The following is a 22,719-nucleotide window of genomic DNA, read 5'->3' on the forward strand; positions in this document are numbered from 1 at the left end:
AAAGTATTTTGTGCATTAATCCACAATATTTTAGTAGGGAAAGCTAGTGTTTTTGTGTGAAATAAGCGCTAAAATGTTCTGAAATTTTAAATTAATATAATATTTAAGTCGAAATGGTAGACAGATATTCACTGATTATATACAATGAAAGCGCAGTCTATTTTTTGAAGAGTTTGATAGGAGGATGGAATATGAATATACATGAGTACCAAGGTAAAGAAATCCTCAGAAAATACGGGGTTGCAGTGCCAAACGGGAAAGTTGCCTTCACTGTTGAAGAAGCTGTTGAAGCTGCAAAAGAATTAGGTACAAGCGTCACTGTCGTTAAGGCACAGATTCATGCCGGCGGCCGTGGAAAAGCGGGCGGCGTCAAAGTTGCAAAGAATTTAGACGAGGTTCGTACATATGCACAAGAGATCTTAGGAAAAACATTGGTCACTCACCAAACAGGACCAGAAGGAAAAGAAGTAAAGCGCTTACTTATCGAAGAAGGCTGCGACATCAAGAAAGAATATTATGTCGGCCTTGTAATGGACCGTGCGACTTCCAGAGTTGTCTTAATGGCATCTGAAGAAGGCGGTACAGAGATTGAGGAAGTAGCAGAAAAAACACCAGAAAAAATCTTCAAAGAAGAAATCGATCCTGTTGTCGGCCTTACAGGCTTCCAGGCACGCCGAATCGCTTTCAATATCAACATCCCTAAAGAATTGGTAAACAAAGCAGTTAAATTCATGATGGGCCTTTATACGGCGTTTGTTGAGAAGGACTGCTCAATCGCTGAAATCAACCCTCTTGTTGTAACTGGCGATGGGAACGTCATGGCACTTGATGCAAAATTGAATTTTGATTCAAATGCATTATTCCGCCAAAAAGATATTCTTGAATACCGCGATTTAGAAGAAGAAGATGCAAAAGAAATCGAAGCATCTAAATATGACCTCAGCTATATTTCCCTTGATGGAAACATCGGGTGTATGGTAAACGGCGCAGGACTTGCTATGGCAACAATGGATATCATCAAGCACTACGGCGGAGACCCTGCTAACTTCCTTGATGTTGGGGGCGGCGCGACAGCTGAAAAAGTAACAGAAGCATTCAAAATCATCCTTTCCGATGAAAATGTCAAAGGGATTTTCGTCAACATTTTCGGTGGAATCATGAAGTGCGATATCATTGCTTCTGGTGTTGTTGAGGCAGCTAAGCAAATTGGATTGTCTGTTCCTCTTGTCGTTCGCCTTGAAGGTACGAACGTAGATTTAGGAAAGAAAATCCTAAGCGAATCAGGATTGAACATCATCGCTGCAGAATCAATGGCTGACGGCGCGCAAAAAATCGTTAACCAAGTAGGATAAGAAAGGCAGGGAGACGTAATGAGTGTATTCATTAATAAAGATACTAAAGTAATCGTGCAAGGTATTACAGGGAAAACGGCTCTTTTCCATACAAAGCAAATGATCGAATATGGAACAAAGATTGTCGGCGGTACTTCACCTGGAAAAGGCGGTACTGAAGTGGAAGGCGTACCTGTCTTCAATACAGTTTCTGATGCTGTAAAAGAAACTGGAGCCAACGTATCTGTCATCTATGTTCCTGCTCCATTTGCTGCTGATGCAATCATGGAAGCTGTAGATGCAGAATTGGACATGGCAATCTGTATCACTGAACATATCCCGGTTTTGGATATGGTAAAAGTGAAACGCTATATGGAAGGCAAAAAAACTCGCTTGGTAGGACCGAACTGCCCTGGCGTCATCACGCCTGAAGAATGCAAAATCGGCATCATGCCTGGCTATATCCATACAAAAGGCCATGTAGGCGTTGTTTCCCGCTCCGGTACATTGACATATGAAGCTGTACATCAATTATCTGAAGCTGGAATCGGACAATCAACAGCTGTTGGTATCGGTGGAGACCCAGTGAACGGTACAAACTTCATCGATGTATTGAAAGCTTTCAACGAAGATCCTGATACTTATGCTGTCATCATGATCGGGGAAATCGGCGGTACTGCAGAAGAAGAAGCTGCTGAGTGGGTAAAAGCCAACATGACTAAGCCGGTTGTCGGATTCATCGGCGGAAGAACGGCACCTCCAGGAAAACGCATGGGCCACGCTGGTGCGATCATCTCAGGAGGAAAAGGAACTGCAGATGAAAAAATCAAAGTAATGAATGCTTGCGGAATTGAAGTAGCAGATACTCCTTCCGTTATGGGTGAAACTTTGATTAAAGTCCTTAAAGAAAAAGGCCTTTACGAAAACTGCAAAACTCATTAATTTTTAAATACAGTCCCTCAAAGCGAGGGGCTGTATTTTATCATGAAGGAGGAAGTAATGGATCCCTTATTAAAAAAATTAACTATGCTCAACCACTGTGCCGCTCTTTCCTTTAAACAGGTGAAAAGGCTTCTCAACGATGACCCAGGCCTTCGATGCTTGGAATCAACAAGCGTTTCCTACTTTCAATCTAAACTACAAATCTCCTCAACGAAAGCCGCAGAACTTCATCGTAAACTCCATACACTACCTTTTGAAAAACTATTCCAATCCTATCAACAGAATCAAATTCATATGATCCATTTTCAAGACCCTCAATATCCTAAGCTGCTAAAAAACATTTATGACCCGCCATGGCTATTATATGCGATTGGAAATCTACCGCTTTTAAACGAGCGTCAATTGGCTGTTGTCGGTTCAAGAAAAGTGCTTGATGAATCTATCTATGCTTTGTCCAAATTGCTTCCGCATCTGGTGGCAAACGGATTTGTAATCACAAGCGGTCTGGCAAAAGGAGTGGATACAGCAGCCCACAAAATGACGATTAATCAAGGAGGAAGGACAATTGGAGTTTTAGGGAGCGGTTTTTTTCATATATATCCGCAGGAAAATCGCAACCTTGCAGAGAATATGAAACTAAACCATTTATTACTGTCAGAATACCCTCCATATCAAAAACCCAATCCTTGGCATTTTCCAATGAGGAATCGGATCATTTCCGGCATGTCCTGCGGGACTTTAGTCGTTCAGGCTGCGAAAAAAAGTGGTTCACTCATTACAGCTGAATTTGCCCTGCAGGAGGGAAGAGAAGTTTTTGCGGTGCCTGGAACTATGCATCTGCCAGAATATGAAGGTGTCCATCTCCTGATCCAGCAGGGGGCGAAGCTCGTTATGAATGGGAACGATATAACAGAAGAATTGACTAATTTTTATTCGTAGTATTTTGTCCATCTTAAGTAATTTATCTCAAAATAGTTGCATTTCCTTTAAATATGTTATACATTTCAACAGAACCAAAATTTATTGCCGTTTACTGCTTGATTGAACAATATCTTGCGTTTTTTTTAGATGCATATACCTGTAAACGGTTTCGGGAAGTATAAAATTTAAGATTTCTGCAGACTAATGAATAGAAGAAATAGGTTAGATGTTTCTAATACTTTACTAATTACCTCTAAGGAGGATTTTGAATGTCAGAGTTTTTGGTGATTGTTGAATCGCCTGCCAAAGCGAAAACAATCGAGCGGTATCTAGGAAAAAAATATAAAGTGAAAGCATCCATGGGACATGTAAGGGATTTGCCGAAAAGTCAGATGGGTGTCAGTTCTGAAAATAATTTCGAACCAAAATATATAACCATCAGGGGAAAAGGCCCTGTCCTTAAAGAATTAAAGACAGCAGCGAAAAAAGCAAAGAAAATTTTCCTCGCAGCCGACCCCGACAGAGAAGGGGAAGCGATCGCCTGGCATTTGGCGCATAGCTTGGATATTGATGTCCATTCCGACTGCAGGGTGGTATTTAACGAGATTACCAAAGATGCCATAAAAGAGTCGTTTAAATACCCAAGACCGATCAATATGGATCTTGTCGATGCACAGCAAGCGAGAAGGGTGTTAGATAGACTTGTAGGGTACAATATTTCTCCCCTCCTCTGGAAAAAGGTGAAAAAGGGTCTAAGTGCCGGCAGGGTCCAGTCTGTTGCAGTAAGACTGATCATTGATCGTGAAAAAGAAATCAAAGATTTCATTCCGGAAGAATATTGGAGCGTTGAAGCCCTTTTTGAAAAAGGAAAAGATGAATTCGGCGGACATTTCTTCGGCATCAATGGCAAGAAAATGGAACTGAAATCTGAGGAAGAAGTCAAGAAGGTATTGGATGCCATAAAGGGTAAAAACTTTGAAATCACAAATGTGACGAAAAAGGAAAGAAAGCGAAACCCAGCACCTCCATTTACAACATCATCCTTGCAACAGGAAGCTGCAAGGAAGCTGAATTTCAGAGCTAAAAAGACAATGATGCTGGCGCAGCAGCTCTACGAAGGGATTGAACTTGGCAAGGAAGGAACAGTCGGTCTCATTACCTATATGAGAACAGATTCGACTAGAATTTCTGAAGTTGCTCAAAAAGAGGCATTTGAATATATCGAAGGCCAGTATGGAAAAGAGTATGCCAGGACTGAACCGAGGTCAGAGAAAAAGTCGGCAAAATCCCAGGATGCTCATGAAGCGATCCGCCCAACAAGTACCTTAAGGGATCCTGCCTCCATGAAATCTTTCTTGAGCCGGGATCAATTGAGGCTCTACAGACTGATATGGGAGCGTTTCGTGGCGAGCCAAATGGCATCAGCTGTGATGGATACAATGAGTGTAGACGTTTCTAACGGTGACATTGTATTTCGCTCCAACGGTTCCAAGGTGAAGTTCCCCGGCTTTATGAAAGTATATATCGAAGGAACTGATGATGGATTAGAGGAAAAAGAAAATCTCCTTCCTGATCTCTCCATTGGAGATAAGGTGAAATCTACTCTAATCGATCCGAAGCAGCATTTTACCCAGCCGCCTCCAAGATATACTGAAGCAAGGCTCGTTAAAACGCTGGAAGAACTCGGTATAGGACGGCCTTCAACCTACGCCCCGACATTGGATACCATCCAAAAGCGCGGCTATGTTGCATTGGATAATAAACGCTTCATTCCCACTGAATTAGGCGAGATCGTCCTGCAATTAATTTTGGAATTCTTCCCCGAAATCTTGGATGTCGAATTTACCGCCAAGATGGAAACAAGCCTTGATGATATTGAAGAAGGCAAAATCAAATGGGTAAAAGTAATAGATGAATTTTACATGGGCTTTGAAAAGAATCTTGAAAAGGCTGAAAAGGAAATGGAAGAAGTCGAAATCAAGCCTGAATACGCAGGCGAGGATTGCGAACTCTGCGGGAACCCAATGGTCTTCAAAATGGGACGGTATGGTAAGTTCATGGCCTGCTCCAATTTCCCGGACTGCAGGAATACTAAGCCGATTGTAAAAGAGATCGGTGTCAGCTGTCCGAAATGTAAAAAGGGTAATATAATAGAAAGAAAAAGTAAAAAGCGCAGGATTTTCTACGGCTGCGATCAATTTCCGGAATGCGATTTCCTTTCCTGGGATAAACCGCTGGAAAGAACTTGTCCAAAATGTGATGAGATGCTGGTTGAGAAGAAGCTCAAAAAGGGCGTGCAGGTCCAATGTACTGCCTGTGATTATAAGGAAGAACCGCAAAACTGAGAGAAGGTGGGCTGATTCTTTGGCTCGCCTTTTCTCTTTTACTTCAAAAAATGAGGATGCCATTCGATTTCCATTCACTTCGATATAGGTAAATGAGCGAATCTATGCTATTCTTATAATTGGTTTTTTGAAAATAAATCTCTTGTTTAACAGAATCCATAATCAAAGGATATATTTTTATATAAATTAGGAGGATCAAAGTATGACTAAAACAGTAAATGTAATCGGTGCAGGGCTCGCGGGAAGCGAAGCGGCCTGGCAGATTGCCAAAAGAGGCTTAAAAGTAAATTTATATGAGATGCGCCCGGTAAAGCAGACCCCTGCTCACCATACAGATAAATTTGCAGAGTTGGTCTGCTCCAATTCTTTAAGGGCAAACGGATTGACGAATGCGGTAGGCGTGCTCAAAGAAGAAATGCGGAACCTCGATTCCGTCATCATCCAATCAGCTGATGCATGTGCAGTCCCTGCAGGCGGGGCATTAGCAGTAGACCGTCATGAATTTGCAGGACATGTTACAGATAAAGTAAGGAATCATCCAAATGTCACTGTATTCAATGAAGAAGTGACAGAAATCCCGGAAGGAATCACGGTCATTGCCACTGGTCCATTGACAAGTCCTGAATTATCTGAGAGATTAAAGGAATTGACTGGTGAGGAGTATCTATATTTTTATGATGCAGCAGCTCCAATCATTGAAAAGGACAGCATCGATATGGATAAAGTCTATTTAAAATCACGCTATGATAAAGGCGAGGCAGCATATTTGAACTGTCCAATGACAGAAGAAGAATTTGATAAATTTTATGAAGCTTTGATTACTGCTGAGACTGTTCCATTGAAAGAGTTTGAAAAGGAGATTTTCTTTGAGGGCTGCATGCCGATTGAAGTAATGGCGCAGCGTGGAAAGAAGACAATGTTGTTTGGACCATTAAAGCCGGTCGGGTTGGAAGATCCAAAGACTGGCAAGCGTCCTTATGCTGTGGTCCAGCTCAGACAGGATGATGCTGCAGGCACTTTATATAATATTGTCGGTTTTCAGACACATTTGAAGTGGGGACCTCAAAAAGAAGTATTAAAGTTGATCCCTGGACTTGAGAATGCAGAAATCGTCCGGTACGGTGTTATGCATCGGAACACTTTCATCAATTCACCAAGTGTCCTTAAAGCGACTTACCAATTCAAGAATAAAGAAGAACTTTTCTTTGCAGGACAAATGACTGGTGTTGAAGGATACGTTGAATCAGCAGCAAGCGGTCTTGCAGCCGGAATCAATGCCGCAAGACTTGCATTGGGTGAAGAGCCTGTTGTATTCCCACACGAGACGGCAATCGGAAGCATGGCAAATTATATCACTACAACAAGCAAGAAAAACTTCCAGCCGATGAACGCCAATTTCGGTCTATTCCCTGACTTGCCTGAGAGAATAAAATCGAAAAAAGAGAGATACGAACAGCATGCAAACAGAGCCTTAGAAACAATTCAAAACTTTGTGAAAAATTTGTAAAATTAATTGCAAGGGCTACTAAATTGTGATAATATTTAGTAGCCCTTGTGAGGTGTTATTGATGGATCAAAAACCATGCATTTTATTGGAATCCTTTATTGAATTCCTTAAGATAGAAAAGAACTATTCGGAATATACAATTGAGCAGTATCAGAAAGATATAGAAGCGTTTTTTATGTTCATGAATGAACAAGGTATAAAAAATGTGAAAGATGTTGAATATTTTGATGCACGGCTTTTTTTAACGAAGCTTCATGAAATGGAATATGCACGAGCGAGCGTCGCCAGGAAGATTTCCAGTTTGAGGAGTTTCTTTAAATATTTGAATAGGGAAGCCATTCTTGCGGAAAATCCGTTCAGTATGGTTTCACAGCCCAAATCTTCGGTTAGGCTTCCGAAATTTTTCTATGAGGAAGAGATGGAAAAGCTATTTGAGGCAAGCTCTGAACATCCTGGTCTAGGCGAGCGGAACAGGGCAATCCTTGAATTGTTGTATGCGACCGGGATAAGGGTCAGCGAATGTGCAGGGATACAGATGAAAGATCTGGATTTCCACCTCTCCACGTTGTTAGTGCGTGGAAAAGGAAATAAGGAACGATTTGTCCTATTTGGAAGCTTTGCACATGAAGCCATTGAAAGATACATAAATAATAGTAGAGGCAAGCTGATGGGGAATGAGGACCATACATATCTTTTCGTTAATGCAAGAGGGAAGCCGTTAAAGCCAGTCGGTTTCAGGTATATATTGAACCAGATAATCGATAAAGCATCGTTGACCAATAAGATTCACCCTCACATGCTCAGACATACATTTGCAACACATCTACTGAATCACGGTGCTGATTTGAGGACGGTCCAAGAGCTTCTTGGCCACGAACATTTATCATCGACGCAAGTATATACCCATGTAACGAAAGAGCATTTGAAAAAGACATATATGGCCCACCATCCAAGAGCTTGATATTATCCCCAATAAGGGAGGTTGTTTTATGGGAAACTTTCATGCTACCACGATATTTGCAGTTCATCATAAAGGCGGCTGCGCCATGGCTGGAGACGGCCAGGTCACATTTGGCAATGCAGTTGTAATGAAGCATACAGCACGAAAAGTGAGGAAGTTGTTCAATGGAAAGGTTTTAGCTGGATTTGCCGGATCTGTGGCAGACGCTTTTACACTTTTCGAAATGTTTGAAGCGAAATTGCAGGAATTTAACGGAAACATCCAGCGTGCGGCAGTTGAACTTGCTAAACAATGGAGGAGCGACAAAGTATTAAGGAAACTTGAAGCTATGTTGATTGTAATGGATGCTGAACAGCTATTGCTTGTGTCAGGGACTGGCGAAGTCATTGAACCCGATGACGGCATCCTTGCCATTGGTTCTGGAGGAAATTATGCACTATCAGCAGGAAGGGCATTAAAACAGTATTCCGGCGATCATTTAACAGCAAGCGAAATTGCAAAAGCAGCACTTGAAATCGCTGCAGACATTTGCGTCTATACAAATGGAAATATCATCGTGGAAGAGCTGTAAAAAAAAGGAGTGGGCAGCTTGAATAAAAAAACAATGATGAATCTCACACCACGTCAAATCGTAGAGAAGCTTGACCAGTACATCATCGGTCAAAAAGATGCAAAGCGGGCAGTTGCAGTGGCACTCCGGAATCGATACCGCCGCGGTCTGCTTGATGAAAATCTTCGTGATGAAATCATTCCTAAAAATATCTTGATGATTGGGCCTACAGGTGTAGGAAAGACTGAAATAGCCCGTCGTATGGCGAAGCTTGTCGGTGCACCTTTCATCAAGGTCGAGGCAACTAAATTCACGGAAGTCGGCTACGTTGGACGGGACGTAGAATCCATGGTCAGGGATCTAATGGAGACTTCAGTCCGGCTCGTGAAAGAAGAAATGAAAGAATCCGTTAAAGAACGTGCAGAAGAGAATGCAAATAAAAGACTTGTTGATCTTCTCATGCCTGGATCCAAAAAAACAAACAATTACAAAAATCCTTTTGAAATGATTTTTGGCGGGGCAAATCCTTCAGCTTCAGAAGACGATTATGATTCGAAGGAAGAAACCAGCTCTTACGAAAAAAGAAAAATCATTGAAGCCAAACTGGCAAAAGGTGAACTGGAGAACGAATTGGTCACGGTTGAGGTTGAAGAACAGCAGCCTTCCATGTTCGATATGCTTCAAGGCTCCGGAATGGAACAGATGGGAATGAATATGCAGGATGCGTTCAGCGGCTTCCTCCCCAAGAAGAAAAAGAAAAGAAAGCTGACGGTCAAAGAAGCGCGGCAAGTATTGACCAATGACGAAGCCCAAAAACTTATCGATATGGACGAAGTGACCTCTGAAGCTGTATATCGTGCAGAGCAGTCAGGTATCATCTTTATTGATGAAATCGATAAAATTGCGAGCAAAAGTTCTGGAAGCGCATCTGCAGATGTTTCACGCGAGGGTGTTCAAAGAGATATCCTGCCAATCGTTGAGGGCTCCACGGTCGTTACAAAATACGGTTCCATCAAGACTGACCATATTTTGTTCATTGCAGCAGGAGCTTTTCATATGGCTAAGCCGTCTGATCTAATCCCCGAACTTCAAGGGAGATTTCCGATCAGGGTGGAACTTACGAAGCTTTCAGTGGACGATTTTGTAAAAATTCTTGTGGAACCAGACAATGCCCTCGTGAAACAATATAAGGCATTATTGGAAACAGAAGGTATACAAATTGAATTTTCTGACGAAGCTATTCGTAGAATTGCAGAAATGGCATTCGACGTCAACCAAAATACAGATAATATCGGTGCAAGAAGACTCCATACTATCTTAGAGAAACTCCTGGAAGATTTATCGTTTGAAGCTCCGGAAATCTCTATGGGGAAAGTGGATATCACACCGCAGTACGTGGACGATAAACTTGGTGCAATTTCTAAAAATAAAGATTTAAGCCAATTTATTCTTTAAGGTTTGTTCTTATTGCAGAAGGGTAAAGGTATGTGATAAGATTTGTGCTTTACCACCCCGCTTGCGATATCACAGTAAAAAATTTAATAATAGATGAACTTATAGTGTCACTAGGAGGAAAAACAATGAATTTACTAGCGAAAACAAGAAAGATTAATGCAATGCTTCAAAAAGCAGCAGGAAAGCCTGTTAACTTTAAAGAAATGTCTGAAACACTCTGTGAAGTAATCGAAGCAAATATCTTTGTAGTCAGCCGCCGCGGAAAGCTTTTAGGCTACTCTATCAATCAGCAAATCGAAAATGAGCGAATGGTTAAAATGCTTGAGGATCGCCAATTCCCGGAAGAATACACTAAGAACCTGTTCAACATTCAAGAAACTTCACCGAACTTAGATGTTGAAAGCGAATATACTGCATTCCCTGTTGAAAACAAACAATTATTTGAGAGTGGACTTACAACAATCGTTCCTATCATCGGTGGAGGAGAAAGATTAGGCACCCTGATCTTAGCCCGCCTACAAGAGAAATTCTTGGATGATGATTTGATTCTTGCAGAATATGGTGCTACAGTTGTCGGAATGGAAATTCTTCGTGAAAAAGCAGAAGAAATCGAAGAAGAAGCAAGAAGCAAGGCAGTCGTTCAAATGGCCATCAGCTCATTATCCTACAGTGAACTTGAAGCAATTGAACATATCTTTGAAGAATTAAATGGAAATGAAGGGCTATTGGTTGCATCGAAAATAGCTGATCGTGTTGGAATTACCCGTTCAGTGATCGTAAATGCATTGAGAAAGCTTGAGAGTGCTGGTGTCATTGAATCCCGTTCATTAGGAATGAAAGGTACTTATATAAAAGTACTTAATGATAAATTCCTATTCGAATTAGAAAAATTGAAATCAAACTAAATGAAAGATTGAAAAGCCATCCGTTTTTGGATGGCTTTTTTTGTCGAATGAAAATTTACGTATTTGTTACATTTGTAAAGAAATCTATAAAAATAAAAGGATAATATATAAAAATTCAAAATTTTCAAATGTGTAAATTGTACTATTAAAGTTGTTCTGATTTTGAAAATTATTTTAAAAATCTATTGAAACAATAGTTGATAAACCAAAATCGTAGGACTAATTTACCTATTATTGGTCAACCAGTAAGATATTATCTAGTTTTTATTTATGAATAACAATGAATATGGTATTCTATCCATATAATGTCGAATAGTGTCAGTTGTTGTATAGGGAAAAAGTTCTGATGCTTTAAAATAGTCAATTTTACTTACTGTTTTCCCTGATTTGTACATAGACATTAACTTCTTAAATTATTACAATAGTTAGTAAGATTCGCGGTATTTGTCAAATTTGATATGAAATTGTCATAAAAATGGACAGAGGTGTACAAAATGAAATTATTTTCCAACACGATTGGCAGCATTGAAAATGCACTTAATTATTCTTCTTTAAAGCAAAAGGTCATTTCTGAAAATATTGCCAATGTCGATACACCCAACTATAAAGCAAAAGATGTCAGTTTTAAAAAAGTCCTTGAGGATGTCCAAGGATCTAGGCTGGAAGGAAATCGGACAGATCCGAGACATTTCTCTTTTTCAAGCGGAACCATCAATCCTTCAGTCATTACCCAGTCAAATGCTCAATATAACGAAAATGGCAATAGTGTCGATATTGACAAAGAGATGTCAGATTTAGCAACCAATCAAATTTATTTTGATTCATTAGTTTCTCAGTTAAATAGTAAGTTCTCGATACTTCAATCAGTCATTAAGGGAGGCAGGTAGATCATGTCCATGTTTCATAGTATGAATGTTACTTCCTCCGCCCTTTCAGCACAGAGATTGAGGATGGATGTCATATCTTCGAATATGGCCAATGTCGATTCAACGAGAGGGAAGTTTGTCAATGGGGAGTGGCAGCCGTACCGCCGCAAAACGGTTGTATTGGAGCCCAAAGAGAATTCATTTAGTTCATTTCTAAATGCAGCCAGGGGCAATAGTGGGGAAGCAGGAGAAGGCGTTAAAGTTTCTGCCATAAAGGAAGATCCTACACCTTTTAAGCTTGTTTATGACCCTAGTCATCCGGATGCAGACAAAGATGGTTATGTTCAAATGCCGAATGTAGACCCGTTAAGAGAAATGGTTGATTTGATCAGTTCCACCCGTTCCTACGAAGCAAATGTCACTGTATTTAACGCATCAAAAGCGATGATGATGAAATCATTGGAAATTGGCAGGTAAGGGAGGCGCTAAAGATGGCAATCAATAATATTAATTCGATGACCAATTCTATTTTGCGTCCGTCAGACGCAAAAAAAACAGCAGAAAATTTACAAAACCCGTTTGAAGCACAAACAAAATTTGCAGATTATTTAAAAGAGTCTTTGAACGAAGTGAACCAATCGCAAAATATAGCGGATAAACTTACCGGGCAGCTTGCGCAAGGAAAAGATATTGATTTGCATCAAGTAATGATTGCATCTCAAAAAGCGAGCATCACCATGCAGACGACAATCGAGATTCGCAATAAAGTAGTAGAAGCGTATCAAGAGATTATGAGAATGCAAGTATAACCGCCGGTTATGAAATCATATAGGAAATCTAGAGAATAACCGGGGGATAACAATGAATGAAACATTACAAAAATATACAAAGCAAATAAAGACTTTTTGGACTAGCCGTTCTAAGAAGCAAAAAACACTTTTCTTCGCTTCCCTTATAATGTTGATTCTTATTTTTTCGATTGTAGGATATTTCGCAACGAGGGTGACGATGGTGCCTCTATACAGCAACCTAACACCATCAGAAGCAGGAAGCATCAAGGAAAATCTTGACGGCAAAGGGATTAAAACCGAAGTGGCTGATGGGGGAACAACTATAAAAGTTCCTTCTGAGGATGTAGATAATCTGAAAATCCAGCTTGCTTCTGAGGGTATCCCGAAATCAGGAAGCATTGACTACTCTTTCTTCAGCAAAAATGCCGGGTTCGGCATGACAGACAATGAATTTAATGTCATGAAACTGGACGCAATGCAAACAGAACTTGCCGATTTAATTAAAGGCATTGACGGTGTAAATGATGCCAAGGTGATGATCACTCTCCCTGAAAAAGGGATCTTTGTATCAGATTCAAAAGAAGAAGCTTCTGCTTCTATCGTATTGAATACAGACATTGGATTCCAAATGGATCAAAAGCAGATCATGTCACTTTACCATCTGGTTTCTAAAAGCGTCCCTAATCTTCCTACTGATAATATCGTCATCATGAACCAATATTTTGAGTACTTTGAACTCGAAAATCAAAATAATTCTTCTTTTGGCTCAGATGTAGCTCAGCAGTTGAATGTAAAGAAACAGATAGAGAGGGACATCCAAAGACAGGTTCAAAATATGCTTGGCACTTTGATGGGCTTTGATAAAGTAGTCGTATCCGTTTCTACTGATATTGATTTTACCCAAGAAAATAGAGAAGAAAACCTTGTTTCACCAGTTGACCAAGAAAATATGAAGGGCATTGAAATCAGCGCCAAAAGAATCACTGAGACATTCTCAGGAGATGGTTCAGGTGCTGGGGGCGTTCCACAAGGACAGGATCCTGCAGATTCTCTTGGTTCCTCCTATGTCCAGACCAATAAAGGAAATGGTGATTACCAACGCAAGGAAGAGACCATCAATAATGAAGTCAATAAGGTCAGAAAAGAAATCGTAGAAAGCCCGTATAAAGTAAGAGATATGGGAATACAGGTAATGGTCGAACCGCCGAATCCAAAAGATCCAAATTCGCTGCCTCAAGAAAGAATCAATGATATTAAACAGATTCTATCAACAATTGTTCGGACTACCATCAATAAAGATTCAGGAACACAGCTTGCTGACAGCGATATTCAAAATAAGGTAGTGGTCTCTGTTCAGCCGTTCAATGGAAAAGTAAAGATGAACCCAAGTACAAACCCAATTTTGCCTTGGTGGACTTATGTTGTAGGCGGCATTCTTTTGGCAATCATCGTGATGCTGTTCATTTTCTTATTCCGCTCCAGAAAGAAAAAAGCTGAAGAATCTTATGAAGAAGAAATCGAAACGTATCAGCAGGTATATGTTCCAGATGTGAATGAAGAGAAGGAAACTGAATCTTCCGTAAGAAGAAAACAGCTTGAAAAAATGGCGAAAGAAAAGCCGGAGGAATTTGCAAAGCTATTGAGAACGTGGCTTGCAGAAGATTAGGAGGAGGACTTGATGAGAAAAGAAAAAGAACTGTCAGGGAAGCAAAAAGCAGCCGTCCTCCTGATATCCCTTGGACCAGATGTATCAGCTTCAGTATATAAACACTTGACAGAAGAAGAGATAGAAAGATTGACATTGGAAATATCAAGCGTCAAAAAAGTAGATTCTCTTGAGAAAGAAGATATCCTTGAAGAATTCCATAGTATCGCTGTCGCACAGGATTATATTTCACAAGGGGGCATCGGGTATGCCAAAACCGTATTGGAGAAAGCCCTTGGCCAGGAACAGGCAACCGCAATCATTAATCGGTTGACCTCTTCCTTGCAGGTGCGCCCATTCGATTTTGCCAGAAAAGCCGATCCTGCTCAAATTCTTAATTTTATTCAAAATGAACATCCGCAAACCATCGCACTCATTCTTTCCTATTTAGAACCTCAGGCTGCAGGACTGATTTTATCCGAATTGCCGCAAGAGGCTCAGGCAGATATTGCAAAGAGGATAGCATTAATGGATAGCACTTCACCGGAAGTTATCAATGAAATAGAAGCGATACTCGAGAGGAAACTTTCAGCAACGGTCACTCAGGATTACACGCAAACGGGTGGGATTGAAGCTCTTGTTGAGGTGCTTACAGGGGTGGACCGTACCACTGAAAAAACAATTTTGGATTCTTTGGAAATCCAAGATCCGGAATTGGCAGAAGAAATCAAGAAGCGCATGTTCGTGTTTGAAGATATTGTCACACTGGATAACCGCTCCATTCAGAGAGTCATCCGCGATTGTGAAAATGAAGATCTTCTTCTGTCACTTAAAGTATCGAGTGAAGAAGTCAAACAAATCGTATTCCGCAATATGTCCAATCGAATGGTCGAAACATTTAAAGAAGAAATGGAATATATGGGTCCGGTTCGTCTGAGGGAAGTAGAAGAAGCACAGTCAAGGATTGTATCTGTCATCCGCAGGCTAGAAGAAGTTGGAGAAATAATCATCGCTCGTGGTGGAGGAGACGATATCATTGTCTAGGATTATAAAGTCCAGCTGGAATTCAGGGCAAGAAGCCCCCAAGTCAAAGGTTATTGGATTAAAGCAGATTGTGAGCGAGTATGCATCAGAGATTGAATCTGGACAATTGTTGAAAAAAATTGATGAAAAAGAGAGAGAATCAATCATCAATGCGGCTAAAGAAGAGGCTCAAACGATTCGTTTGAATGCCCAAAATGAATTGAACGAATTCAGAGAGTCCTTCCAGCTTGAAAAGGACCGGTTCGAAATGGATAAAGCTGCATGGATCGAACAGGCAAAGAAAGAAGGCTTTGAATCCGGATTTCAAGATGGAAGGATTCAAGCCATGCAGGAGTTCAGCGGGTATATCCAAAAGGCGAGAGAAGTAGTGGAACTTTCCAAGGTTGAATTTTCAAACTATCTTGAATCTGCTGAAAAAACCATCCTCGAATTAGGCGTGAAAATCGCAGAGAAAATATTGAATAAAGAACTGGTGGAGCATCCGGATTCTTTTACTGGAATCGTAAAAAAAGCACTGAAAGAAGTAAAGGAATTTAAAGAGGTTCAGATACATGTCCATCCATTCAAGTATGATCTGCTGATCGATCAGAAAGAGGACCTCGAAGCTCTCTTTCCTTTTGATGTCAATTGTTATATTTATCCTGATGAAGACCTGCATGAAAACAGCTGCTACATAGAATCCCAGAATGGTAGAGTCGACGCGGGCATTGACAGTCAATTAATTGAAATTAAGCGGCAGCTGCTGAATATTCTCGAGGGTGATGCAAATTGAAAGCCTCAGAACTGATTGAGATGATTCCATCACTCAATTCATTGAAACGATATGGCCGGGTTAAGCGGGTTGTCGGGCTGATGATTGAATCCCAAGGCCCTGATTGTTCTATTGGTGATGTATGTTGGATTAAAGTTGTTTCCAATCATAAAGAAAGGAAAATTCAAGCTGAAGTGGTTGGATTCAAAGAGGAAAGTGTCATTTTGATGCCTTATTCAGACATCAATGACATCTCTCCAGGATCCATAGTCGAAGCATCGGGACGGCCCTTGGAAATTAAAATGGGCAATGAGCTGATTGGAAGTGTAATAGATTCACTCGGCCAACCGATGGATGGCAGTCTATTGCCAAAAGGACTCGCATCTATTCCAACAGATCAATCACCTCCCAACCCTTTAAGGAGGCCGCCGATTGATGAACCGATCGAGGTCGGTGTGAGGCCGATCGATAGTCTGCTGACAGTTGGGAAAGGCCAGAGAATCGGAATATTTGCCGGGAGCGGTGTCGGAAAAAGTACATTGCTTGGAATGATCGCACGCAATACCAATGCAGACATCAATGTCATCGCACTGATTGGTGAGCGTGGGAGGGAAGTAAGGGAATTCATCGAGCGGGACCTTGGCCCGGAAGGATTGAAAAAATCCGTGGTCATTTGTGCAACATCGGATCAGCCTGCGCTAATGAGGATCAAGGGCGCATTCACTGCGACCGCTGTGGCAGAATACTTCAGGGACAAAGGATTAAATGTAATGTTCATGATGGACTCGGTCACAAGGGTGGCGATGGCTCAAAGGGAAGTTGGGCTCGCTGTAGGTGAACCGCCTGCGACAAGGGGATACACACCTTCTGTATTTGCCATCCTGCCAAAATTGCTTGAACGGACGGGGACAAATGAATACGGATCTATCACAGCTTTCTATACTGTTCTTGTAGACGGGGATGATATGAATGAACCTATAGCGGATACGGTCCGCGGGATATTAGATGGTCATTTGGTGCTTGACAGGAATTTGGCAAATAAAGGCCAGTTTCCTGCCATCAATATCTTGAAAAGCATCAGCAGGCTGATGAATCATCTTGCAGGACAAGAGCATAAAGAGGCTGCAGAAAGAATTAGGGAGCTTCTAAGCACTTATCTCAACTCTGAGGATTTAATCAATATTGGAGCCTATAAAAAGGGGTCCTCTAAAGAGATTGACGAAGCCATTGACTACTACCCCAGGATCATATCATTCCTGAAGCAAAAAACGGATGATTCCATATCTAAAGAGCAAGCGATTCAATCGCTGATCAGATTGGCAAGAGAAGGTGACTGGACTTGAGCTATCAATTTAAGTTTTCTAAATTATTGACTGTAAAAGAACGGGAGAAAGATGAAGCGCAGGCAGTCTATCAGGATTCTGTTAAAAAATTCCGAGAAGTCGCGGATCATTTGTATCAGCTTCTAAAAAAGAAGGAAGATTTGCAGGCTTTTCAATCAGACCAGCTGGAGAGGGGATTATCAATCCAAGAAATTCGCCATAACCAGCAGTACCTCACGAATATTGAAAAAACCATTTCCTATTATCAAGAGCTGGTCATTAATGCGAGGAATCGGATGAATTGGAATGAACAGCTTCTGCAAGATCGAAATGTAGAAGTGAAAAAATACGAAAAAATACGCGAAAGGGACCTCATCCAGTACAAGGAGTGGATGAATCACACTGAATCCAAACAATTGGATGAGATCTCTACGATGCAATTTTCCTTTCGCAATGGAACTAGGTGAAGAGGATGAACAAAACTCTTGAAAAAGGATTAGAGGAAAAAAAAGAAAAGAACAACAAATTTCAATGGTTTGTAATGGTCATCATCATCCCTGTATTATTTGCCATCGCCATAACATTGATCGTTTTGACATTCGCCGGTGTTAATGTGTTCGAAAAGGGCAAGCAGATTGGAGAAAATATTCCTATAATCAGCGGCATGATCCATAAGGATTCAAAAACGACCATTAAAGAATATGAGAGTAAAATGACAAATCTAGAGGCAGTAATCAAGGATAAAGAAGCTCAAATCGATCAGCTTTCCAATAAAATCGAAACACAGGCGGATGAAAAGGACAAGCTTCTGCTTGAGCAGGAAAGACTGCAGCAGGAAATTGGGGAACTGAAACAGATTCAAGATGATAATAAGAAAGCGTTCAAGGAAATCGTCCATACATATGAAACGATGTCGCCTAAAAGCGCTGCACCAATCATATTGAAAATGAAAGACGACGAAGCAGTTCATATCCTTTCACAAATAAGCAATGAATCCTTGGCACAGATATTGGAGCAAATGCCGCCTGAAAATGCAGCCAAGTATACTGAGAAGCTATCCGCTATTCAAACAAATTAATCTTAAATCATTGAAAGGGGGTGAAAAAATGAACGTAGCAGGAACGATTCAGTCCATTCCATCAGGCCAGGCACCCTCTTCGAGTAAGGGAAAGCATGATAGTCATTCGAATGGATTTAAGAATATACTTGGTGCGGTTTTTCAAAGCACAACGGGGAAAGAAGCAGCTCCAACTGAAAAATCCAAATCAAGTACCATCAGTACCCCGGAGACACTGAACGAATTAATGGGAATCTTGAATCAAGCACCTGCATCTGGTGATTTGGCAGAGTCAGTCTCCCAAAAAGATAAGGGCATTTCCCTTAAGGACATGGCAAAAGCATTGGGGATCACTGAAGAAAAATTAATGAACAGCCTTAAGAATCTTTTGAACAAGTTGAAGGAAATGAAAGCTGGCGGATTGGCAGACAAAAAAAAATCCACCCAGCAAGATTTCATGGGCATGCTTATGAACATATTGAGCCAACTATCGATGACTGCAAAAGATTTATTCAAACAGCTTCCTAAGGATGAAGTGGAAGTGATCCTAAAAGCGGGGAAAGTGCTGGAGGCTAATTTGCTGACATCCGATTTGGATGGTCAAGGCATCAAAAAATTCATGAATTTAAAAGACAGCTTAAAGCAAATTAAAGCCACTCTTCAGGTGATGCAGTCAGATACCTCAAAAGTGAATCAAAAGGGTGTTTTAAAGACGGCATTTTCCCATGTTTTAGTTTCAGCTCAGCAGAAATCTGAAAAGGCACCATCCAACCAATCGCCACTTGGTGAAATCACATCATCTGATGCAGCTGACGGAAGTCCAGTACAGGCAAGTATGACAAAACAAGAGCAATTTGCCATTTTCACAAATAAGGATGCTAAATTGCCTTCCTTTGAATCATTTGTGAAACAATTTAGCGACATTCTCGCTAAATCACAGCTGAGTCCTTTGCCGAACGGCAATAAACTTCTGATTAAACTCTACCCTGAACAATTGGGGTCATTGAGGATTGAATTGCTTCAAAAAGATGGAGTCATCACAGCAAAGCTTTTAGCTTCAACCAATGCTGCTAAAGATCTTCTTGAAGGCAGCCTTTCCAGTTTGAAAAATGCCTTTAGCCAGCAGCATATTCAAGTGGATAAAATCGATATCTTCACAAATTCCACTGAACAGCAGAAATTCGATAGACAACAGAATCCGCAGCAGCACCAGCAGCAAAGGCGGGAAGAACAATCAGGAACCGATCAGCAAAAACCGGAAAGTGGCTTGGAATTTTCTGAAGAATTACAGGAATTGCTTTTCAACACTAATATATAGGTGGGCAATATGACAAACTCAATCAATTCGAATTTATTTCTGACAAACAATCAAAATGATCCGAGGAAGAATTCAGGCGGTGTTTTGGGAAAAGATGATTTCTTAAAGATCCTTATGACGCAGCTGCAAAATCAAGATCCGATGAACCCGATGCAGGATAAAGATTTCATTGCACAAATGGCGACTTTTTCAAGCCTTGAACAAATGACCAATATGAACAAATCCATCGAACAGTTTGTAAAGACAGAACAGCAAAACCAATTGATCTCCTTTAATCAGTTCGTTGGAAGGGAAGTTCATTGGCACAAGCTTTCACAGCCAGAAGATCCAAATCAAGAGCCTGTTGTATCCGAAGGGACAGGATTGGTTAAATCCATTCAGTTTAAAGAAGACACAGTGGATATCATTTTGAGCGATGGAACCGTTTTGAGCCCTGCAAATATCTCAGAGGTCGTAGATCCTTCTGAAAAAGAAAATCCCTTGATCCAGGCAAGCTATTTAATCGGGAAAAAAGTAAGCTGGATGGATGGAGACAATCAAGCTTCCACCACTGTTAAAGCCGTCTCCCTTAAGGATGGGAAATTAATGATTACCGATGAGGACGGCAAACTGATCGAAGCAAAGAATATTACCAGTATTGAATAATGAAGGAGTGGTTGTATGGACCAGAAGTTCATTCAGGGTCTTCCATCACAGCCCATTACGTCAAATGTAAACAGACTGCCAAAACAGCAGATGCCTTCAAATGGGATTTTTAAACAGCAGCTTCAATCCATTATCGATTCTCAAAAAGATGAATTGATCATCAGCAAACATGCCGGACAGAGGCTTCAAAGGAGAGGTATTGAAATCCCAACGAATCAATGGAGAGAAATCAACCAAAAGGTTCAGGAGGCAAAACAAAAAGGCGTCACGGATTCACTTGTAATCCTGCCGAATGCTGCATTGATTGTCAGTGCAAAAAATAAAACAGTTATTACAGCCATGACAAGACAGGAAGCACAATCGCAGATTTTCACTAATATCAATGGAACTATATTAATAGATAAATAGGCCGGACCTTTAAAAGGAAGCCTATAGCTGTGGAATGACAGAAGCAGCTGAATACGAAAGGGGAAACGAAACATGCTTCGTTCAATGTATTCTGGAATCAGTGGATTAAAAAACTTCCAAACAAAACTTGACGTAATCGGGAACAACATCGCCAACGTGAATACGTATGGCTTCAAAAAAGGACGCGTCACATTCAAAGACACGATGAATCAGACGATTTCAGGGGCAAGTGCAGCCCAAAATAACCGCGGGGGGATCAACCCAATGCAGGTGGGGCTGGGCGGAACATTGGCTTCTGTTGATACAATCACAACACAAGCCAGCCTCCAGACAACAGGACGTCCACTTGATTTAGCCATTAATGGCGACGGCTATTTCGTAGTGAAACAGGGGAATGCTCAGTTCTACTCCCGTGCTGGGAACTTCTATCTGGATGACAATGGGACATTGGTAAATGGTGATGGATTGAAAGTGCAGGCTTATACAGTTGATCCTAATACCGGAAAACCAACTAATACTTATACAGATGTTGCAGTGAATGTTAATGCACTAATGTCCCCAACACCCACTAAAAAGATCTCTATCGAAGGAACATTGAGTGCTACAGCCACTGACGGTTCCAAATATGTTCAGCAGATTGAAGCAGTCGATGCTGAAGGTACTTCACATAAAGTTGAAGTTGAATTTACTAAAAATGGGTCAGGTAGTACATGGAATGTATCTTTAAACGGGACACCATCCGGTAGTATTACTTTTGATAGTACAACTGGAAATATCTCTTCAAGCTCTATTAACTGGAATTTAGATTTAGATGGGTCTGGCACCAATGATCCTATTACATTTGATACATCAAAGTTTATCCAAAAAGGAAATCAAAATGCGGCACTTGTAAATCCTGACGGAAACTTAGAAGGATCCTTAGAAAGCTTCAATATCGGAGCAGGCGGGGAGATCAATGGGGTTTACTCTAATGGTCTAGTCAAAACACTGGGAGTCCTTGCTTTGGCAAAATTCAGCAATCCGTCAGGTCTTTCGAAGACAGGAAACAACACTTTCCAGGAATCCATCAACTCGGGTACTGCGAATATCAATGTACCTGGTGAAGGAAGAGGGAACATCGCATCGGGATCACTTGAGATGTCAAACGTGGATCTATCTGAAGAATTCACTGAGATGATTGTTGCACAGCGCGGATTCCAGGCAAATACGCGCATCATCACAACTTCCGATGAAATCCTTCAGGAATTAGTCAACCTTAAACGATAATGGCAAGGGGGGAAACAGGGCTGGATGGTGTCCAGTCCTGATACATACATTGATTAACGTATCTAGGCTCAATGGAAAAATGTTTGTTTTAAATGCACTCTACATAGAAACAGTCGAAGCCTTTCCTGACACAACAATTACGCTGACTAACGGCAAAAAATATGTTGTCAAAGAATCAGTGGAACAGGTGAGAATGTTCATCTTACAGTTTTATCAATCGATTAATCTCCTTGGAAAATATGATTTGGAGGGAATGAATGATGAAAAATAGATTACTCACCATCATGATGATTCTGCTGATTTCCATAACTCTGGTCGGTGCAGTTGCAGTTGTTGTCATTTGGAAGGTTTCAGCCAATGACCCCAACAAAGAGCCGACCATTGACGATATCATTGAAATGTCTGTGGATATACCGGAAGTCACAACCAATTTAAAAGACAATAAGTATGTAAAAATCTCACTGAAAATGCAGACTGACAGCAAGAAAGCAAAAGAAGAGCTTCAAAAGCGGGATTTTCAAATCAAAAACATCCTGATTGAGGAACTATCGGAAATGCAATCAAAGGACCTGGATGGAAAAACAGGGAAAGTAAAGCTTCAAGAAATGATCAAGAACCGAACCAATTCATTGATGCAGGAAGGCAAAATACAAAAAGTATATATCACCTCCTATATCATTCAGTAATCC

Annotated in this window: 24 protein-coding genes; all 24 read left to right on the top strand. The window is 40.8% G+C overall.

Going from position 1 to position 22,719, the window contains the following annotated elements; all coding sequences use genetic code 11:
- The first annotated feature begins 191 nt into the window (after positions 1–191).
- Entirely contained in the window at positions 192–1,352 is a 1,161-nt protein-coding gene (gene sucC / locus ABTV07_RS07965; protein WP_433749693.1) for an ADP-forming succinate--CoA ligase subunit beta, read from the top strand.
- 18 nt (positions 1,353–1,370) lie between these two features.
- On the top strand, positions 1,371–2,273 hold the full coding sequence (gene sucD, locus ABTV07_RS07970) for a succinate--CoA ligase subunit alpha (RefSeq protein ID WP_433749696.1): 903 nt from the start codon (positions 1,371–1,373) through the stop codon (positions 2,271–2,273).
- A gap of 57 nt (positions 2,274–2,330) precedes the next feature.
- A complete protein-coding gene (gene dprA / locus ABTV07_RS07975; protein ID WP_433749699.1) occupies positions 2,331–3,212 on the top strand; it encodes a DNA-processing protein DprA in 882 nt (293 codons plus the stop codon).
- 251 nt (positions 3,213–3,463) lie between these two features.
- The gene (gene topA / locus ABTV07_RS07980; RefSeq protein WP_433749702.1) at positions 3,464–5,539 is read left to right on the top strand and encodes a type I DNA topoisomerase; all 2,076 of its coding nucleotides are present in this window, start codon (positions 3,464–3,466) and stop codon (positions 5,537–5,539) included.
- A gap of 202 nt (positions 5,540–5,741) precedes the next feature.
- The gene (trmFO, locus tag ABTV07_RS07985) at positions 5,742–7,046 is read left to right on the top strand and encodes an FADH(2)-oxidizing methylenetetrahydrofolate--tRNA-(uracil(54)-C(5))-methyltransferase TrmFO (protein ID WP_433749705.1); all 1,305 of its coding nucleotides are present in this window, start codon (positions 5,742–5,744) and stop codon (positions 7,044–7,046) included.
- Positions 7,047–7,107: 61 nt separating this feature from the next.
- A complete protein-coding gene (gene xerC / locus ABTV07_RS07990) occupies positions 7,108–8,007 on the top strand; it encodes a tyrosine recombinase XerC (RefSeq protein ID WP_433749707.1) in 900 nt (299 codons plus the stop codon).
- A 28-nt stretch (positions 8,008–8,035) separates the two neighbouring features.
- A complete protein-coding gene (gene hslV / locus ABTV07_RS07995) occupies positions 8,036–8,578 on the top strand; it encodes an ATP-dependent protease subunit HslV (protein WP_114743688.1) in 543 nt (180 codons plus the stop codon).
- Positions 8,579–8,611: 33 nt separating this feature from the next.
- Positions 8,612–10,012: an HslU--HslV peptidase ATPase subunit gene (gene hslU / locus ABTV07_RS08000; RefSeq protein WP_433751152.1), complete on the top strand. Its 1,401-nt coding sequence runs from the start codon at positions 8,612–8,614 to the stop codon at positions 10,010–10,012.
- 125 nt (positions 10,013–10,137) lie between these two features.
- Positions 10,138–10,917: a GTP-sensing pleiotropic transcriptional regulator CodY gene (codY, locus tag ABTV07_RS08005; RefSeq protein ID WP_433749711.1), complete on the top strand. Its 780-nt coding sequence runs from the start codon at positions 10,138–10,140 to the stop codon at positions 10,915–10,917.
- Positions 10,918–11,411: 494 nt separating this feature from the next.
- Entirely contained in the window at positions 11,412–11,804 is a 393-nt protein-coding gene (gene flgB, locus ABTV07_RS08010; protein ID WP_433749714.1) for a flagellar basal body rod protein FlgB, read from the top strand.
- Between the two features lie 3 nt (positions 11,805–11,807).
- Positions 11,808–12,260, top strand: a complete 453-nt coding sequence (gene flgC, locus ABTV07_RS08015) for a flagellar basal body rod protein FlgC (RefSeq protein WP_433749717.1) — start codon at positions 11,808–11,810, stop codon at positions 12,258–12,260.
- Between the two features lie 14 nt (positions 12,261–12,274).
- The gene (fliE, locus tag ABTV07_RS08020) at positions 12,275–12,592 is read left to right on the top strand and encodes a flagellar hook-basal body complex protein FliE (protein ID WP_433749720.1); all 318 of its coding nucleotides are present in this window, start codon (positions 12,275–12,277) and stop codon (positions 12,590–12,592) included.
- 52 nt (positions 12,593–12,644) lie between these two features.
- Positions 12,645–14,240: a flagellar basal-body MS-ring/collar protein FliF gene (gene fliF / locus ABTV07_RS08025; RefSeq protein ID WP_433749723.1), complete on the top strand. Its 1,596-nt coding sequence runs from the start codon at positions 12,645–12,647 to the stop codon at positions 14,238–14,240.
- Between the two features lie 12 nt (positions 14,241–14,252).
- Positions 14,253–15,263, top strand: a complete 1,011-nt coding sequence (gene fliG / locus ABTV07_RS08030) for a flagellar motor switch protein FliG (RefSeq protein WP_433749726.1) — start codon at positions 14,253–14,255, stop codon at positions 15,261–15,263.
- Positions 15,256–16,035 (top strand): flagellar assembly protein FliH, encoded by a 780-nt coding sequence (gene fliH, locus ABTV07_RS08035; RefSeq protein ID WP_433749728.1) that lies wholly within the window; start codon positions 15,256–15,258, stop codon positions 16,033–16,035. Before fliG ends, fliH begins: the two co-directional genes overlap by 8 nt.
- A complete protein-coding gene (gene fliI / locus ABTV07_RS08040; RefSeq protein WP_433749731.1) occupies positions 16,032–17,357 on the top strand; it encodes a flagellar protein export ATPase FliI in 1,326 nt (441 codons plus the stop codon). Before fliH ends, fliI begins: the two co-directional genes overlap by 4 nt.
- Positions 17,354–17,803, top strand: coding sequence for a flagellar export protein FliJ (fliJ, locus tag ABTV07_RS08045; protein ID WP_433749733.1), 450 nt, complete (start codon positions 17,354–17,356; stop codon positions 17,801–17,803). The genes fliI and fliJ overlap by 4 nt, the downstream gene beginning before the upstream one ends.
- A gap of 5 nt (positions 17,804–17,808) precedes the next feature.
- Positions 17,809–18,414 (top strand): MotE family protein, encoded by a 606-nt coding sequence (locus ABTV07_RS08050; protein WP_433749736.1) that lies wholly within the window; start codon positions 17,809–17,811, stop codon positions 18,412–18,414.
- A 28-nt stretch (positions 18,415–18,442) separates the two neighbouring features.
- On the top strand, positions 18,443–19,711 hold the full coding sequence (locus ABTV07_RS08055) for a flagellar hook-length control protein FliK (RefSeq protein WP_433749739.1): 1,269 nt from the start codon (positions 18,443–18,445) through the stop codon (positions 19,709–19,711).
- Between the two features lie 9 nt (positions 19,712–19,720).
- A complete protein-coding gene (gene flgD / locus ABTV07_RS08060) occupies positions 19,721–20,356 on the top strand; it encodes a flagellar hook assembly protein FlgD (RefSeq protein ID WP_433749742.1) in 636 nt (211 codons plus the stop codon).
- Positions 20,357–20,371: 15 nt separating this feature from the next.
- Positions 20,372–20,764 carry a TIGR02530 family flagellar biosynthesis protein gene (locus tag ABTV07_RS08065; RefSeq protein WP_433749745.1) on the top strand — a complete coding sequence of 131 codons (393 nt, stop codon included), beginning with the start codon at positions 20,372–20,374 and terminating at the stop codon, positions 20,762–20,764.
- Positions 20,765–20,836: 72 nt separating this feature from the next.
- Complete coding sequence (locus tag ABTV07_RS08070; RefSeq protein WP_433749748.1) at positions 20,837–22,030, top strand: flagellar hook protein FlgE; 1,194 nt, start codon at positions 20,837–20,839, stop codon at positions 22,028–22,030.
- 49 nt (positions 22,031–22,079) lie between these two features.
- Positions 22,080–22,301: a flagellar FlbD family protein gene (locus ABTV07_RS08075; RefSeq protein WP_433749751.1), complete on the top strand. Its 222-nt coding sequence runs from the start codon at positions 22,080–22,082 to the stop codon at positions 22,299–22,301.
- Positions 22,288–22,716 (top strand): flagellar basal body-associated protein FliL, encoded by a 429-nt coding sequence (gene fliL, locus ABTV07_RS08080; protein WP_433749753.1) that lies wholly within the window; start codon positions 22,288–22,290, stop codon positions 22,714–22,716. The genes ABTV07_RS08075 and fliL overlap by 14 nt, the downstream gene beginning before the upstream one ends.
- Positions 22,717–22,719: the final 3 nt, after the last annotated feature.

Source organism: Falsibacillus pallidus, from assembly GCF_050990905.1.
Taxonomy (GTDB): Bacteria; Bacillota; Bacilli; order Bacillales; family DSM-25281; genus Falsibacillus; species Falsibacillus pallidus_A.

Bases quoted from the DNA above. Each gene is read 5' to 3' on its own strand.
- sucC (WP_433749693.1), top strand. From the start codon at position 192: ATGAATATACATGAGTACCAAGGTAAAGAAATCCTCAGAAAATACGGG.
- sucD (WP_433749696.1), top strand. From the start codon at position 1,371: ATGAGTGTATTCATTAATAAAGATACTAAAGTAATCGTGCAAGGTATT.
- dprA (WP_433749699.1), top strand. From the start codon at position 2,331: ATGGATCCCTTATTAAAAAAATTAACTATGCTCAACCACTGTGCCGCT.
- topA (WP_433749702.1), top strand. From the start codon at position 3,464: ATGTCAGAGTTTTTGGTGATTGTTGAATCGCCTGCCAAAGCGAAAACA.
- trmFO (WP_433749705.1), top strand. From the start codon at position 5,742: ATGACTAAAACAGTAAATGTAATCGGTGCAGGGCTCGCGGGAAGCGAA.
- xerC (WP_433749707.1), top strand. From the start codon at position 7,108: ATGGATCAAAAACCATGCATTTTATTGGAATCCTTTATTGAATTCCTT.
- hslV (WP_114743688.1), top strand. From the start codon at position 8,036: ATGGGAAACTTTCATGCTACCACGATATTTGCAGTTCATCATAAAGGC.
- hslU (WP_433751152.1), top strand. From the start codon at position 8,612: ATGATGAATCTCACACCACGTCAAATCGTAGAGAAGCTTGACCAGTAC.
- codY (WP_433749711.1), top strand. From the start codon at position 10,138: ATGAATTTACTAGCGAAAACAAGAAAGATTAATGCAATGCTTCAAAAA.
- flgB (WP_433749714.1), top strand. From the start codon at position 11,412: ATGAAATTATTTTCCAACACGATTGGCAGCATTGAAAATGCACTTAAT.
- flgC (WP_433749717.1), top strand. From the start codon at position 11,808: ATGTCCATGTTTCATAGTATGAATGTTACTTCCTCCGCCCTTTCAGCA.
- fliE (WP_433749720.1), top strand. From the start codon at position 12,275: ATGGCAATCAATAATATTAATTCGATGACCAATTCTATTTTGCGTCCG.
- fliF (WP_433749723.1), top strand. From the start codon at position 12,645: ATGAATGAAACATTACAAAAATATACAAAGCAAATAAAGACTTTTTGG.
- fliG (WP_433749726.1), top strand. From the start codon at position 14,253: ATGAGAAAAGAAAAAGAACTGTCAGGGAAGCAAAAAGCAGCCGTCCTC.
- ABTV07_RS08050 (WP_433749736.1), top strand. From the start codon at position 17,809: ATGAACAAAACTCTTGAAAAAGGATTAGAGGAAAAAAAAGAAAAGAAC.
- ABTV07_RS08055 (WP_433749739.1), top strand. From the start codon at position 18,443: ATGAACGTAGCAGGAACGATTCAGTCCATTCCATCAGGCCAGGCACCC.
- flgD (WP_433749742.1), top strand. From the start codon at position 19,721: ATGACAAACTCAATCAATTCGAATTTATTTCTGACAAACAATCAAAAT.
- ABTV07_RS08065 (WP_433749745.1), top strand. From the start codon at position 20,372: ATGGACCAGAAGTTCATTCAGGGTCTTCCATCACAGCCCATTACGTCA.
- ABTV07_RS08070 (WP_433749748.1), top strand. From the start codon at position 20,837: ATGCTTCGTTCAATGTATTCTGGAATCAGTGGATTAAAAAACTTCCAA.
- fliL (WP_433749753.1), top strand. From the start codon at position 22,288: ATGATGAAAAATAGATTACTCACCATCATGATGATTCTGCTGATTTCC.